Origin of the sequence: Enterobacter sp. CGMCC 5087 (assembly GCF_003144775.1) — a bacterium.
GTDB lineage: Bacteria > Pseudomonadota > Gammaproteobacteria > Enterobacterales > Enterobacteriaceae > Enterobacter > Enterobacter cloacae_M.
Genome location: NZ_QFXN01000025.1, coordinates 21,078 through 34,659, shown reverse-complemented (window position 1 = coordinate 34,659; position 13,582 = coordinate 21,078). Strand labels below are relative to the sequence as shown.

At 57.1% G+C, this 13,582-nt stretch carries 16 protein-coding genes; 10 read left to right on the top strand and 6 right to left on the bottom strand.

Annotated features, from left to right (window positions below; translation table 11 throughout):
• The 5 genes from urtB to zinT form a co-directional block, all read left to right on the top strand.
• A partial coding sequence (gene urtB, locus DEO48_RS01860) for an urea ABC transporter permease subunit UrtB (protein ID WP_109844182.1) occupies window positions 1-722 on the top strand: 722 nt, incomplete at its 5' end.
• Window positions 722-1,795, top strand: a complete 1,074-nt coding sequence (gene urtC, locus DEO48_RS01855) for an urea ABC transporter permease subunit UrtC (RefSeq protein WP_063441508.1) — start codon at window positions 722-724, stop codon at window positions 1,793-1,795. The genes urtB and urtC, both read left to right, overlap by 1 nt.
• A complete protein-coding gene (gene urtD, locus DEO48_RS01850; protein WP_109844181.1) occupies window positions 1,795-2,592 on the top strand; it encodes an urea ABC transporter ATP-binding protein UrtD in 798 nt (265 codons plus the stop codon). Before urtC ends, urtD begins: the two co-directional genes overlap by 1 nt.
• 9 nt (window positions 2,593-2,601) lie before the next feature.
• Window positions 2,602-3,300 carry an urea ABC transporter ATP-binding subunit UrtE gene (urtE, locus tag DEO48_RS01845; protein WP_109844180.1) on the top strand — a complete coding sequence of 233 codons (699 nt, stop codon included), beginning with the start codon at window positions 2,602-2,604 and terminating at the stop codon, window positions 3,298-3,300.
• 52 nt (window positions 3,301-3,352) lie between these two features.
• Window positions 3,353-3,994: a metal-binding protein ZinT gene (gene zinT / locus DEO48_RS01840; protein ID WP_109844183.1), complete on the top strand. Its 642-nt coding sequence runs from the start codon at window positions 3,353-3,355 to the stop codon at window positions 3,992-3,994.
• A 46-nt stretch (window positions 3,995-4,040) separates the two neighbouring features.
• Here zinT and ydeE read toward each other — a convergent pair whose 3' ends face one another.
• Window positions 4,041-5,234 (bottom strand): efflux MFS transporter YdeE, encoded by a 1,194-nt coding sequence (gene ydeE / locus DEO48_RS01835; protein ID WP_063441504.1) that lies wholly within the window; start codon window positions 5,232-5,234, stop codon window positions 4,041-4,043.
• Between the two features lie 193 nt (window positions 5,235-5,427).
• On the opposite strand from ydeE, the gene eamA reads away from it, so the two are divergent.
• Complete coding sequence (gene eamA / locus DEO48_RS01830) at window positions 5,428-6,330, top strand: O-acetylserine/cysteine exporter (protein ID WP_109844179.1); 903 nt, start codon at window positions 5,428-5,430, stop codon at window positions 6,328-6,330.
• Window positions 6,331-6,362: 32 nt separating this feature from the next.
• Here the strand turns inward: eamA and marB are convergent, their stop codons facing one another.
• The 3 genes from marB to marR are packed head-to-tail and all read right to left on the bottom strand — an operon-like array spanning window position 6,363 to window position 7,449.
• Window positions 6,363-6,581 (bottom strand): multiple antibiotic resistance protein MarB, encoded by a 219-nt coding sequence (gene marB, locus DEO48_RS01825; RefSeq protein ID WP_109844178.1) that lies wholly within the window; start codon window positions 6,579-6,581, stop codon window positions 6,363-6,365.
• A gap of 32 nt (window positions 6,582-6,613) precedes the next feature.
• Window positions 6,614-6,994, bottom strand: a complete 381-nt coding sequence (marA, locus tag DEO48_RS01820; RefSeq protein WP_008502237.1) for an MDR efflux pump AcrAB transcriptional activator MarA — start codon at window positions 6,992-6,994, stop codon at window positions 6,614-6,616.
• Between the two features lie 20 nt (window positions 6,995-7,014).
• Window positions 7,015-7,449 carry a multiple antibiotic resistance transcriptional regulator MarR gene (gene marR / locus DEO48_RS01815; RefSeq protein ID WP_008502236.1) on the bottom strand — a complete coding sequence of 145 codons (435 nt, stop codon included), beginning with the start codon at window positions 7,447-7,449 and terminating at the stop codon, window positions 7,015-7,017.
• A 255-nt stretch (window positions 7,450-7,704) separates the two neighbouring features.
• Here marR and DEO48_RS01810 point away from each other — a divergent pair, with 255 nt between their 5' ends.
• Window positions 7,705-8,370, top strand: coding sequence for a MarC family NAAT transporter (locus DEO48_RS01810; RefSeq protein ID WP_109844177.1), 666 nt, complete (start codon window positions 7,705-7,707; stop codon window positions 8,368-8,370).
• A gap of 43 nt (window positions 8,371-8,413) precedes the next feature.
• Here DEO48_RS01810 and DEO48_RS01805 read toward each other — a convergent pair whose 3' ends face one another.
• Entirely contained in the window at window positions 8,414-9,610 is a 1,197-nt protein-coding gene (locus DEO48_RS01805) for a sugar transporter (RefSeq protein WP_109844176.1), read from the bottom strand.
• Between the two features lie 177 nt (window positions 9,611-9,787).
• Between DEO48_RS01805 and DEO48_RS01800 the strand changes: the two genes are divergently transcribed.
• On the top strand, window positions 9,788-10,579 hold the full coding sequence (locus DEO48_RS01800; protein ID WP_109844175.1) for a PhzF family phenazine biosynthesis protein: 792 nt from the start codon (window positions 9,788-9,790) through the stop codon (window positions 10,577-10,579).
• 84 nt (window positions 10,580-10,663) lie between these two features.
• Window positions 10,664-11,146 (top strand): GNAT family N-acetyltransferase, encoded by a 483-nt coding sequence (locus DEO48_RS01795; protein WP_047653295.1) that lies wholly within the window; start codon window positions 10,664-10,666, stop codon window positions 11,144-11,146.
• Here the strand turns inward: DEO48_RS01795 and DEO48_RS01790 are convergent.
• Complete coding sequence (locus DEO48_RS01790; RefSeq protein ID WP_109844174.1) at window positions 11,100-11,978, bottom strand: LysR family transcriptional regulator; 879 nt, start codon at window positions 11,976-11,978, stop codon at window positions 11,100-11,102. The genes DEO48_RS01795 and DEO48_RS01790 overlap by 47 nt on opposite strands.
• 98 nt (window positions 11,979-12,076) lie before the next feature.
• Here DEO48_RS01790 and sad point away from each other — a divergent pair, with 98 nt between their 5' ends.
• On the top strand, window positions 12,077-13,465 hold the full coding sequence (sad, locus tag DEO48_RS01785) for a succinate-semialdehyde dehydrogenase (protein ID WP_109844173.1): 1,389 nt from the start codon (window positions 12,077-12,079) through the stop codon (window positions 13,463-13,465).
• Window positions 13,466-13,582 lie beyond the last annotated feature (117 nt).

Genomic DNA, 13,582 nt, shown 5'->3' with positions numbered 1-13,582 from the left:
CGCCCCAGTGGCTGGCGCTCTATCCCGTTATCGCGCTTCCGGTGGCGTTCTGCCTGACGGCGGGTATCGGAATGGTGCTGGAGCGCACCGTTATCCGCCATCTGTACGGGCGCCCGCTGGAAACGCTGCTGGCAACGTGGGGGATCAGCCTGATGCTCATCCAGCTGGTGCGCATGACGTTTGGCGCCCAGAACCTGGAGGTGGCCAACCCGGCATGGCTGTCCGGCGGGGTGCAGGTTTTTGCCAACCTGACGCTGCCGTGGAACCGCATCGTGGTGCTGGGCTTCGTGCTGCTGGTGCTGTTCTTTACCTGGCTCATTCTGAATAAAACCCGTCTGGGGCTGAACGTGCGCGCGGTGACGCAGAACCGCAGCATGGCCGCCTGCTGCGGGGTACCGACAGGTCGCGTCGATATGCTGGCGTTTGGGCTTGGCTCAGGAATTGCCGGGTTAGGCGGCGTGGCGCTATCGCAGCTCGGTAACGTCGGGCCGGAGCTGGGTCAGGGCTACATTATTGATTCCTTCCTCGTGGTCGTTCTCGGTGGCGTAGGGCAGCTGGCAGGCAGCGTGGCCGCGGCGTTTGGTCTGGGTATTTTCAATAAAATTCTTGAACCGCAGATGGGGGCAGTGCTGGGCAAGATCGTGATTCTGGTGGCGATCGTGCTGTTTATTCAGAAACGCCCTCAGGGGCTGTTTGCGCTGAAAGGGAGGGTGATTGACTGATGAGCCAGCCGCTGACCTTAACGCTGGCGCGCAAAGCGCCGCGCACAACGCAACTTGCAGGCAGCCTGCTGGTGGTGTGTCTGCTGATATTACCGTTTTTCGCCTTACTGCCTGCGACGCATCCGCTGGCGCTGTCGACCTGGATGCTGACGCTGATTGGCAAGATCCTCTGCTATGCCATCGTTGCGGTGGCGCTGGATCTGGTGTGGGGCTACGCCGGGATGCTCTCTCTTGGGCACGGCATCTTCTTCGCCCTGGGCGGCTACGCGATGGGCATGTACCTGATGCGCCAGGCCGCGGGTGACGGTCTTCCCGCGTTTATGTCGTTTCTCTCCTGGAGCGAACTGCCGTGGTTCTGGTGGGGAACCCAGCATTTTGCCTGGGCGCTGGTGCTGATTGTGATGGTACCGGGCCTGCTGGCGCTGGTGTTCGGCTGGTTCGCCTTCCGCTCAAAGATCAAAGGGGTCTATTTCTCGATTATGACCCAGGCGCTGACCTATGCCGGGATGCTGCTGTTCTTTCGCAACGAAACCGGTTTTGGTGGCAATAACGGCTTTACCGGCTTCACCACGCTGCTCGGGTTTTCGGTGACGGAAACGACCACCCGTATCGCGCTGTTTCTGGCGACCGTGCTGTTGCTGATTCTGGCGTTGGGCACCGGATTTGCCCTGGCGAAGAGCAAATTTGGCCGCATCCTGACCGCCGTTCGCGACGCCGAAAACCGCCTGACGTTTTGCGGCTACGACCCGCGCGGGTTCAAGCTGCTGGTATGGACGCTTTCTGCCGTGCTGTGCGGCCTGGCGGGGGCGCTGTACGTCCCGCAGGTGGGCATTATCAACCCCGGTGAAATGTCGCCGACCAACTCGATTGAAGCCGCCATCTGGGTGGCGCTGGGCGGGCGCGGCACGCTGGTCGGGCCGGTGATTGGCGCGGCGCTGGTAAACGGCGCCAAGAGCTTCTTCACCGTCGCGATGCCGGAATACTGGCAGCTGTTCCTGGGGCTGATTTTCATCGCCGTCACGCTGTTTTTACCGCGCGGCGTCTACGGTCTGTTTCGAAAGGGAGACAAATAATGCAGCCAGCCGAAGGGTTATTTACCCGCCAGTTGCCGGGCGATCGTTACCGTGAACAGACCGACCCGGTGCTGCAGCTTGAGGCCATTAACGTCAATTTTGATGGGTTTCAGGCCCTGACCGATCTCTCGCTGAATATCGGCGTGGGCGAGCTGCGCTGTGTGATTGGCCCTAACGGCGCCGGTAAAACCACGCTGATGGACGTTATCACAGGTAAAACTCGGCCAAAGAGCGGCAGGGCGATTTACGATCAGTCCATCGACCTGACCGCGCTGGAGCCTGCGGCCATTGCCCGCCAGGGGATCGGGCGTAAATTCCAGAAGCCCACGGTTTTTGAAGCGCTGACGGTGTGGGAAAACCTGGAGATCGCCATGAAAACCGATAAATCCGTCTGGGCGAGCCTGCGGGCAAAACTCAGCGGTGAGCAGCGCGACCGCATTGATGAGATGCTGGTTTTGCTGCGCCTTAGCAGCGAGCGCGACCGCCGCGCCGGGCTGCTTTCGCACGGGCAAAAACAGTTTCTGGAGATCGGTATGCTGCTGGTTCAGGATCCGCACCTGCTGCTGCTGGATGAACCGGCCGCCGGGATGACCGACGCGGAAACCGAATACACCGCCGAGCTGTTCAAAACGCTGGCGGGTAAGCATTCCCTGATGGTGGTGGAGCACGATATGGGCTTTGTTGAGACTATCGCAGACCACGTCACGGTGCTGCATCAGGGCCGCGTGCTGGCGGAAGGTTCGCTTCGCGAGGTGCAGGCTAACGAGCAGGTGATTGAGGTCTATCTGGGGCGCTAAGGAGCGATGATGTTACAGGTTTACGAACTGAATCAGTATTACGGCGGCAGCCATATCCTGCGCGGCGTGAGTTTTGAGGCCGTCACCGGAGAAGTCACCTGCCTGCTGGGGCGCAACGGCGTCGGGAAAACTACGCTGCTGAAGTGTCTGATGGGGCTGATCCCGGCGAAAACCGGGGAGGTCATCTGGCAGGGTAAAACGATCACCCACAGCAGGCCGCACCAGCGGGTGCAGTCTGGCGTGGCTTACGTCCCGCAGGGCCGCGAGATTTTCCCGCGCCTGACCGTGGAAGAGAACCTCCTGCTGGGGCTATCACGATTTTCCGCCCGCGAGGCGAAGCAGGTACCGGATGAGATCTGGCAGCTGTTTCCAGTCCTTAAAGAGATGAAGCATCGCCGCGGGGGGGATCTCTCCGGTGGACAGCAGCAGCAGCTGGCGATTGGCCGCGCGCTGGCGAGCCGTCCGCAGCTGCTGATACTGGACGAGCCGACGGAAGGCATACAGCCTTCTGTCATAAAGGAAATTGGTCATGTGATCCGAACCCTGGCGAACAGAGGCGACATGGCGATCCTGCTTGTTGAACAGTTTTACGACTTTGCCGCCGAGCTGGCCGACAGCTATCTGCTAATGTCGCGCGGCACCATTATCCAGCGCGGGCGGGGTGAAAACATGGAGCAGGAGGGCGTTCGAGGATTGGTTGCGATTTAAAATGTTATAATATAACATCCGCATTCTTACAAAACGGAATGAGGGTGTTATGTTGGCTGCACATATTGGGAAATTTGCCATGACTCTGGGGGCGCTGCTGGTCAGCGGCCAGCTGTTTGCTCACTCGCACGGCCATCAGATGACCGAAGCGGAACAGAGGGCGGCAAACGGAGTGTTTGAGGATAAAGACGTCAAGGACAGAGCGCTGTCAGACTGGGACGGGACCTGGCAGTCGGTCTATCCGTTCCTGCTGGACGGCTCGCTGGATCCGGTGTTTAAACAGAAAGCGCAGAAAGACAAAAGCAAAACCTTTGACGAGGTGAAAGCGTACTACCGCACGGGCTATGCGACGGACGTGGATGCCATCGGCATCGAAAATAACGTGATGGAATTTCATAAGGGCAAAGCGGTCAGCCGCTGTCAGTATGATTACAGCGGCTACAAAATACTGACCTACGCATCGGGCAAAAAAGGCGTTCGCTACCTGTTTGAGTGTAAGGATGCCGGCAGCAAGGCAGCGAAGTTTGTTCAGTTCAGCGACCACACCATCGCCCCGAAGGCCTCTTCCCATTTCCATATTTTCATGGGCAACACCTCCCACGAGGCGCTGCTGAAAGAGATGGATAACTGGCCGACCTATTATCCGAATGAGATGTACAAAGAGCAGGTGGTAGAAGAAATGCTGCACCACTGATGCTTTATTGCCGGGTGGCGGCTACGCCTCACCCGGCCTGGAAGCGCTACGCCACGTTGGGCGTTTCACACCACGCCTTCACGCTCATCCCGCGCAAAATCATCAGCCACGCAATGACGATGGCGACCATCATGATGACAAATAGCGACCAGTGCGGCAGGTTGGTCAGGATAATACCGGTGATCATCGGGTTTGCCGCCGCGCCGAGCCAGCCCAGCGCCTGCGCGGAGAAATAGCTTGCCTTCATCCCCGGCGGGGCAATGTTGTCGATCAGCATGTATTCGCCCGGTGCATAGATAATCTCACCCAGGGTAAAGATGGCGGCAGCGATGCCCCAGTAGACCAGGTTTTCTCCAGAGACCATAAATCCACCCAGCCCCACAATAAAAAACAGGGTGGCGAGGGTCATCAGCGGGCGAATATTGCTGGCAGAGATCTTGCGGCCCAGCGCATATTGCAGCGTCACCACCACGGCGGCGTTGACGGGCAATACCACGGCGACCACCTTTTCAGCGAAATTACTGTCTGCATGCGCGGCCAGAACGTATTGCGAAATGCAGGTCGCGAACGATCCGCCGACGTATGACGCGAGCAGGCCAGAGAGCGTATACCAGAACAGCGCGCGGTCTTTCAGCAATACCGACGGCTGCCAGGGCATCTTCTCCTCGGCGGTATCCAGCGCAACGCTTTTCTGCACGAAGAAATGGATGAATCCGAGCGGCAGTGCGGCGCAGAAGGCCGCCAGCCAGAACGGCAGCTGCAGGCTGTACATCACCAGCAGGGTGCCAATCGGCGGCCCGATCGTCCAGCCAATGTTCAGGAAGCTGTAGTTAAGCGAGAAGACGCGCGCTTTCTGGCTTGCGGTGAGCACGTCGGAGAACCAGGCCTTCAGCACTGTTGAAAAGACGGAATAGGCGCAGTTGATCAGCGCAAAGAACAGTACCACCAGCGTGACGTTATCGACCAGCGGGATCGCGACAAATCCGGCGATGAAGGCCACGATCGCGATCAGCATGTAGCGCTTTTTATCAAACTTATCGGCAAGAATGCCAAATCCCAGGCTGAACACTACGCCGATGGTCAGCGCAATCGTCAGGGCATAACCAATATTCTCAACGCTCATGCTGTAGACGCGCGTGAGATAAATGGTCATAAACGGCAGCGTTGCCCCCCGACCAATGGTTAATAACAATGACGATGCCAGCAGCGCTGCGGTTGAGCGCCTGAGAGATGGTTTCATATTCCTGCCCGACAGTTGCTTATGCTTTTTATGTTGTGTCCTAAAAGGAGTATCACGACATAAGGGGCTTGTATAGCGCCCAATTTATCCGTAAGTGCTTCAGCTGCCTGCCAGAATTAATGATCTTCTCGCCGCCCGCTTTTTTCTGTTACCTTGAACTGTTAACAAATAATTAATAATTCAGGGGCAGGGTATGACGCGTAAAGACGGACTGCTGGCGTTGCTGGTGGTCGTAGTATGGGGGCTGAATTTTGTGGTCATCAAGCTGGGGTTACACAACATGCCGCCGCTGATGCTGGCCGGTTTGCGTTTTCTGCTTGTCGCATTCCCGGCCATCTTCTTTGTGGCGCGTCCAAAGATCCCCTTTAATCTGCTGCTGGGCTACGGTCTGACCATCAGCTTCGGCCAGTTCGCGTTTCTCTTCTGCGCCATCAAGTTCGGTATGCCGGCCGGTCTGGCCTCGCTGGTCTTACAGGCGCAGGCGTTCTTTACCATTATTCTCGGCGCCTTCGTATTTGGCGAACGATTACAGGGCAAACAGCTGGCGGGCATTACGCTGGCGGTGTTTGGCGTGCTGGTGCTCATTGAAGCCAGCCTGAATGGTCAGCATGTGGCGCTGCTCGGCTTTATGCTGACGTTGGCGGCGGGGCTGAGCTGGGCCTGCGGGAATATCTTCAACAAGCTGATTATGCAGCACGAGGCGCGCCCGCAGGTGATGTCTCTGGTGGTCTGGAGCGCGCTGATCCCGATAATCCCGTTTCTGGCGGCGTCGTTTATTCTGGATGGTCCGGATGTGATGCTGAACAGTCTGGTCGAAATCGATCTGACCACAATCCTTTCTCTTGTCTATCTGGCCTTTGTCGCCACCATTGTGGGCTACGGGATCTGGGGATCGCTGCTGGGGCGCTATGAAACCTGGCGCGTGGCACCGTTATCTCTGCTGGTGCCGGTGGTAGGACTGGCCAGCGCAGCGATTTTGCTGGGTGAAACGCTAAGCGCGCTGCAGCTGTTTGGCGCCGTGCTGATCATGGCCGGGCTGTATATCAACGTGTTTGGCCTGCGGGTTCGTCGGGCGACGCGGGTAAGAAAGGCATAAAAAAAGCCCCGCGTCTGCGGGGCAAAAACGAATCAGAAGCCGTGCTGATTATAATAAGGCACGCCTAATTCGTCGGATTTGTCGCTACCAGCACCCATATGATTGAAATCATAAGGCGACTGGTCATGTGCGGACGGCAAAATCATCGTATCAGGATTATTTTGCTGCGTTGCACGAGGGGTTTGCTCCGCGAAGGTCTGGCTGGAGAACAGCACCAGCAAGGCGAGGGCGGCGGAGGCGGTAACTTTCATGATTTCCTCGGTTACGTCTTTACAGGCGATGATTAACTACAGTGTTTTAACGGATACAGGTAGCGGGATTCGCCCGGCACGCTGGTGATTCGGTACTTATGAGGCGGCACGTCAAAATAGTTCTTGAACGTACGCGTCAGGGTTTGTTGCGATTCAAATCCGTAACGCTCCGCCAGATAAAGGATCGGCTCATTGCTTTCTTTCAGTTTCTGGGCAATTTCCGTCAGCTTGCGGCTGCGAATGTATTGACCTAATGAATGACCGGTCTCTTTTTTGAACATCCGTTGCAGGTGCCATTTGGAGTAACCTGAACGCTCTGACACTTTTTCAAGGGAGAGCGGCGATTCCAGGTTATCTTCGATCCAGTCCAAAATGCTATGAATGGTGATAGCGTCAGTATTGCGTCTGGACATCGTCATACCTCTTTTTCTGTTTACGGCAGTATTTTCTTGAGCAAAAGCTCAAGGGTTGCCACTTCATCTGCCGTTAAGTTTTTTGTTAGTTCCTGATGCAGTGTTTGTCCTACTAATTGATGACATTGCTCGCACATGGCCGCGCCATCGCTGGTCAGCTTTACCAGTACGCCGCGTTTGTCATTCGGGTTAGGGCTTCGTTCTATCCATCCTTTGCAGACGAGACGATCGAGCATGCGGGTTAACGCGCCCAGATCGACAGAGAGCACCTTTTTCAGCTCAACCGGTGTGATACACACTTCGCAGCGAATGGAACACAGCACTTTGAACTGTGTTGCGGTGATATCCAGCGGTGACAGATAGTCATTGAGCAGGCGATCTTTTTTCTGATTTACCATATGAATAAGACGACCCAGCGGAACAACGTCGTTAAAGATATCACTGGTGCTTTTCACAATGGTTGCCCTGGCAAGTAGTTAGTCACGGCAGATATTATTGCTCAGGCAAGTATAAGTCAACTGAATGAGTCAACCGATGCCACGAATTGCTAAAACGTTTCATGAACTTTTTTTGAGGTCTTTCAAATCATATAGATAACTGTCAGTTATCTTTTCAGAACGGACATAATCGTTGCGTTTCGCCCATGGCTCAATGTCACACTTTCACCCTATAATTGCTGTGTTAAATATGGATAAGGACGACAACGCACTATGTTGGATTTAATAAAAGCAATCAGCCTTGGGCTGGTGGTCTTGCTGCCGTTGGCTAACCCGTTAACGACGGTGGCGCTGTTCCTCGGGCTGGCAGGGAATATGAACAGCGCCGAGCGCAACCATCAGTCGATGATGGCCTCGGTGTATGTGTTTGCCATCATGATGGTGGCTTACTATGCCGGACAGGTGGTGATGAACACCTTCGGGATTTCCATCCCCGGCCTGCGTATCGCCGGGGGGCTGATTGTGGCCTTTATCGGTTTCCGCATGCTGTTCCCGGCGCAAAAAGCGCATGAGTCGCCGGAAGCGGCCAGCAAATCGGAAGAGCTGGAAACCGAACCGACTGCGAATATCGCCTTTGTGCCGATTGCCATGCCGAGCACGGCGGGGCCGGGTACCATCGCGATGATCATCAGCTCCGCCTCAACGGTGCGGGACAGCGCAACCTTCCCGGACTGGGTGCTGACGGTTGCGCCACCGCTGATTTTTGCGATTATCGGGGTTATCGTGTGGGCGTCGCTGCGCAGTTCTGGCGCCATTATGCGCTGGGTAGGCAAGGGCGGTATCGAGGCGATTTCCCGTCTGATGGGCTTCTTACTGGTCTGTATGGGCGTGCAGTTTATTATTAACGGCGTGCTGGAAATTATTAAGACCTATCATTGATGTGATTGCCGGGTAAGGCGAAGCCGCCACCCGGCGAGAAGACTCACCCGTGCTGACCCTGCTCCTCCAGCGCCACCGGCCATTTACGGAAGATGAGCACCGACCAGACCAGCGCCACCAGGGCCGGAATGGCGCCCAGATAGCCAATCGCCGACATTGATACGTGCAGTATTACCTGATTTCCCACCAGCGCGCCCGCGCCAATCCCCAGATTGAAAATCCCTGAGAACAGCGACATGGCGACGTCCGTTGCATCCGGCGCCAGGGCCAGAACTTTCACCTGCATGCCCAGACCAATAATCATGATCGCCACGCCCCAGAACAGGCTGAGGATCGCCAGATGGCTTTCACTGCCTGCGGCAGGCATCAACAGCAGCAGGCAGGCCAGCAGCAGACCGATAGCGCAGCTCACCAGCGTCGACGCATGCCGGTTACCCAGCTTACCGAACAGCACGCTGCCAATAATGCCCGCTCCGCCGAGGATCAACAGCAGGACGGTGGCAAAGTTGGCGCTAAAGCCCGCCACCACCTGAACAAAGGGTTCAATGTAGCTGTACGCCGTGTAATGGGCCGTCACCACAATGACGGTAAGCAGGTAGATACCCAGTAGCGCCGGGCGACGCATCAGCAGCGGCAGGCTTTTCAGCGAGCCGGAATGTTCGCTCGGGAGCGCGGGGAGCAGCTTAATCAGGCATACCAGCGTAACCAGCGCGCCCATACCAATGGCGAAGAAGGTCGTACGCCAGCCGAAGTATTGCCCTACGATGCGGCCAATCGGCAGACCCAGCACCATCGCCAGTGCGGTACCGGTGGCAATCAGGCTCAGCGCCTGGGCGCGTTTCCCTGCCGGAGCGAGACGAATCGCCAGCGACGCGGTGATCGACCAGAACACCGCATGGGCAAAGGCAATGCCGATTCGGCTAATGACCAGCACCGTAAAATTCCACGCCATAAACGACAGGACATGGCTGGAGATGAACAGCACAAACAGACCGATCAGCAGCCTGCGCCGCTCGATCTGGCTGGTCAAAAGCATAAACGGCAAGGACATCAGCGCCACTACCCAGGCGTAGATGGTCAACATTATGCCCACCTGAGCCGTTTCCATCTGGAAACTTTCAGCGATGTCAGACAACAGCCCAACCGGAACAAATTCTGTGGTGTTAAAAATAAACGCGGCAATGGCCAGCGTGACCACGCGTAGCCACGCAACCCTGCGGGAAACTGTGTTCGTTGTCATAGGGATGTCGGAGATTCGTTGCTGAAAAGAAGAGGAGACGATCTTAAAACGTCGAACGGCGAAAACTCAACCATTATGTGATGCAGATCTCAATATTTACCTTATGAAAGCGGTAGCCGGGAACGCCATTTTCATTGAATATAAAAGAACAACACAATAAAAACAGGCGGTAAGACAATGCAGGAGATTGATTTTTATCTGGTAGATGCGTTCAGCGATAAAACCTTTGGAGGCAACGCCGCTGCGGTATGTCCTCTGGAAGAGTGGCTGCCGGACGAAACGCTGCTCAAAATGGCGCAGCAGCATAACCAGTCTGAGACCGCCTTTTTTGTGCGTACTGACGGCGGGTTTGAGCTGCGCTGGTTCACCACGCTGGATGAAATTAACCTCTGCGGTCACGCTACGCTTGCTGCATCGCACGTCATTTTCGAATACCTTGATTATCCGCATACCGAAATCACCTTCACCACCCGCTTTGTCGGCGAGCTGACCGTCAAACGCAGCGGCGACTGGCTGACGCTGAACTTCCCCGCGTGGTCGACGGAAATCGTCGAGAACCCACCTGAAGTGCTGTTTAGCGCGCTGGGCATCACGGAGGCAAAAGAGGTGCGCGTCGGACGCGATTACATGGTGGTGCTGGAGAGCCAGCAGCAGGTGGAAGCGTTAACGCCGGATATCGGAGCCATGCTTCCGCTGGATAAAATGGTCTGCGTGACGGCGCCGGGAGAAGAATATGACTTCGTCAGCCGCTTCTTCTGCCCTGGCGAAGGGGTGCCGGAGGATCCGGTCACCGGATCCGCCCACAGCATGCTGATCCCTTACTGGAGTGAAATACTGGGCAAAACGTCACTCAATGCCCGCCAGGTGTCATACCGTGGCGGGGATCTGCGCTGCGAGCTGAAGGGCGACCGCGTGCTGATTGGCGGCCAGGCTACGCTGTATCTGAAAGGGCGAATTTTCCTGCGCTAGCTGAGAGACGCGCTATAAGTTAATACTATGAACCACCCCGGCAGGCCTGAGCTATGTTGATATAAAAACAGCAAGGAGCCTGCCATGTATTCCATTACCTCTGAATCTGCACGTCATCCGGACATTCTCACGCTGATCGCGGCGCTTGACCGTTATCAGAGCGAACTCTATCCCGCCGAAAGCAATCATCTGCTCGACCTGTCTGCGCTGCCGGAAGCCTCGCTGATCCTGATGGTTATTCGTGACCAGCAGCTTCATGCCGTAGGCTGCGGAGCCATCGTGCTCAACGGCGACGGAACGGGGGAGATGAAGCGGGTCTATATCGATCCGGCCCATCGCGGGCAACATCTCGGCGAGACGCTGCTGGCCGCCCTGGAAGATGAGGCCCTGAGCCGCCATTGCCACACGGTAAGGCTGGAGACGGGCATCAAACAGCGCGCTGCGGTTCGTCTGTACGAGCAGTGCGGGTACGATTTGCGTCCGGCATTTGCTCCGTACGCTGACGATCCGCTCAGCCTGTTTATGGAGAAGGCGCTGGTTGAAGACGTTCGTTTAGCAGCGCTATAAAGGCTTCCAGCTGGCGGGTCATCGCTCCGCGCCGCCACACCAGCCAGGTTGTAAGCCAGCGCCAGTTTTCCGCCAGCGGCCAGGCTTCAACCTGATGATGTCCCGGCATACTCTCCAGCATCGAGCGCGGCATCAGCGCGATGCCCGCGCCCGCAATGACGCAGGCGAGCATGCCGTGATAGGACTCCATCTCATGAATGCGGCCGGGCGTGGTTCTGTCTGCATGAAACCAGCTTTCCAGATGTCGACGGTACGAGCAGTTCGCGCGAAAGGCGTAAACGTCGCTGCCGCTGACCTGCGTAGCGCGGGCGACCTCGGCGTGACCGGCAGGCGTGACCAACATCATCTCTTCCCGGTAGACCGGCATGCCCTCCAGCTCCGGGTGCGACAGCGGCCCGTCGACAAAGGCGGCGCTGAGGGTTCCCTCCAGTACGCCATCAATCATCGTCCCGGATGGCCCGGTAGAAAGGGCAAACTGGATGCGCGGATAGCGCTGGTTAAACTGCGCCAGCGTTTCGGGAATGCGCACCGCGGCGGTGCTTTCCAGCGCGCCGAGGGCAAATAACCCCTGCGGCTCATCACCCGCGACCACCATGCGTGCTTCATCCACCAGGGCGAGGATCTGCCTGCTGTAGCGCAGGAAGTTATGCCCGGCGGGGGATAAACGCAAACGCTGGTTCTCACGAATAAACAGCTCAACGCCAAGATCCGCTTCCAGCTGGCGGATGCGGGTCGTCAGGTTGGACGGCACGCGATGCACCTTCTGCGCCGCCTGGGTGATGCTGCCCGTCAGCGCGACGGCGTTAAACATTTCAAGCTGGGTTAAGTCCATAGCATTCTCGTTTCGTGAATAAGGTGGTTAGTATTATTCATTTTTAAGAAATAGCAGAGTGAGCCACAATCAATCAACCGAAATGCGTGGAGAACATCATGAAATATTCATCTGCTACACATGCCCTGTCCGTTAACCCGGCAACGGGGGAAACCCTCGGTGCCTTCGCATGGGCTACGCCGGAAGAGGTTGAACGAGCGATTTCTCAGTCTGACGCGGGGTATCGCCAGTGGCGACGCGAAAGCGTATCCCATCGGGCGCAGAAGCTGCGGGATCTCGGCGCAGCGCTGCGAAACCGCGCAGAAGAGATGGCGCAGACCATCTCCCGTGAAATGGGGAAACCCATCCTGCAGGCGCGGGCGGAAGTGGCAAAATCCGCCGGTCTGTGCGACTGGTATGCCGAGCATGGCCCGGCGATGCTGCGTGCGGAACCCACGCTGGTGGAAAACCACAACGCGGTCATTGAATACCGTCCGCTGGGGCCGATTCTCGCGGTAATGCCCTGGAACTTCCCGCTCTGGCAGGTGCTGCGCGGCGCGGTGCCGATCCTGCTGGCAGGTAACAGCTATCTGCTTAAGCATGCCCCAAACGTGCTCGGCTCTGCGGATCTTATTGGGCAGATCTTTGCGGATGCCGGTTTCCCTGAAGGCGTATTCGGCTGGATGAACGCCACCAATGACGGCGTAAGCCAGGCGATTAACGATCGCCGTATTGCGGCGGTGACCGTCACCGGCAGCGTGCGTGCCGGTGCGGCCATTGGCGCGCAGGCAGGAGCCGCGCTGAAAAAATGCGTTCTTGAGCTGGGTGGCTCCGACCCGTTTATCGTGCTCAACGATGCCGACCTGGATCTTGCCGTGAAGGCGGCGGTGGCGGGTCGCTATCAGAATACCGGACAGGTGTGCGCGGCGGCGAAACGTTTTATCGTCGAGGAGGGTATCGCAGAGACCTTTACCCGCCGCTTCGTCGACGCCGTCGCCGCGTTAAAGATGGGCGCGCCGGAAGAAGAAGAGAACTACCTGGGTCCGATGGCGCGTTTTGACCTGCGCGATGAGCTGCATCAGCAGGTGCAGGCCACCCTGGGCGAAGGGGCAACGCTGCTGCTGGGCGGAGAGAAAATCAGCGGAGAGGGCAATTACTACGCGCCAACCGTGCTGACCAACGTCACCCCGTCGATGACGGCGTTCCGCCAGGAACTGTTTGGTCCGGTCGCGGCCGTTACGGTAGCAAAAGACGCGGAGCACGCCCTGACGCTTGCCAACGACAGCGACTTTGGCCTTTCCGCCACCGTCTTCACCGCTGATGCAGCGCTGGCGGATAAATTCTCCCGCGAACTGGAGTGCGGCGGGGTGTTTATAAATGGCTTTAGCGCCAGCGACGCGCGCGTGGCCTTCGGCGGCGTGAAGAAAAGCGGCTTTGGCCGCGAGCTTTCCCACTTTGGGCTGCACGAGTTCTGCAACGTGCAGACGGTCTGGAAGGATCGCGTGTAATTTATCGTCCGCCTGTGATTTCGGCCCTCATCACGAGGGCCGTTGTCATTTATCTGCAATGGTTCTGTCATTTTCATTTCGTAGACTCGCTCGCGTCTAACGCATTGTAAATGAAGC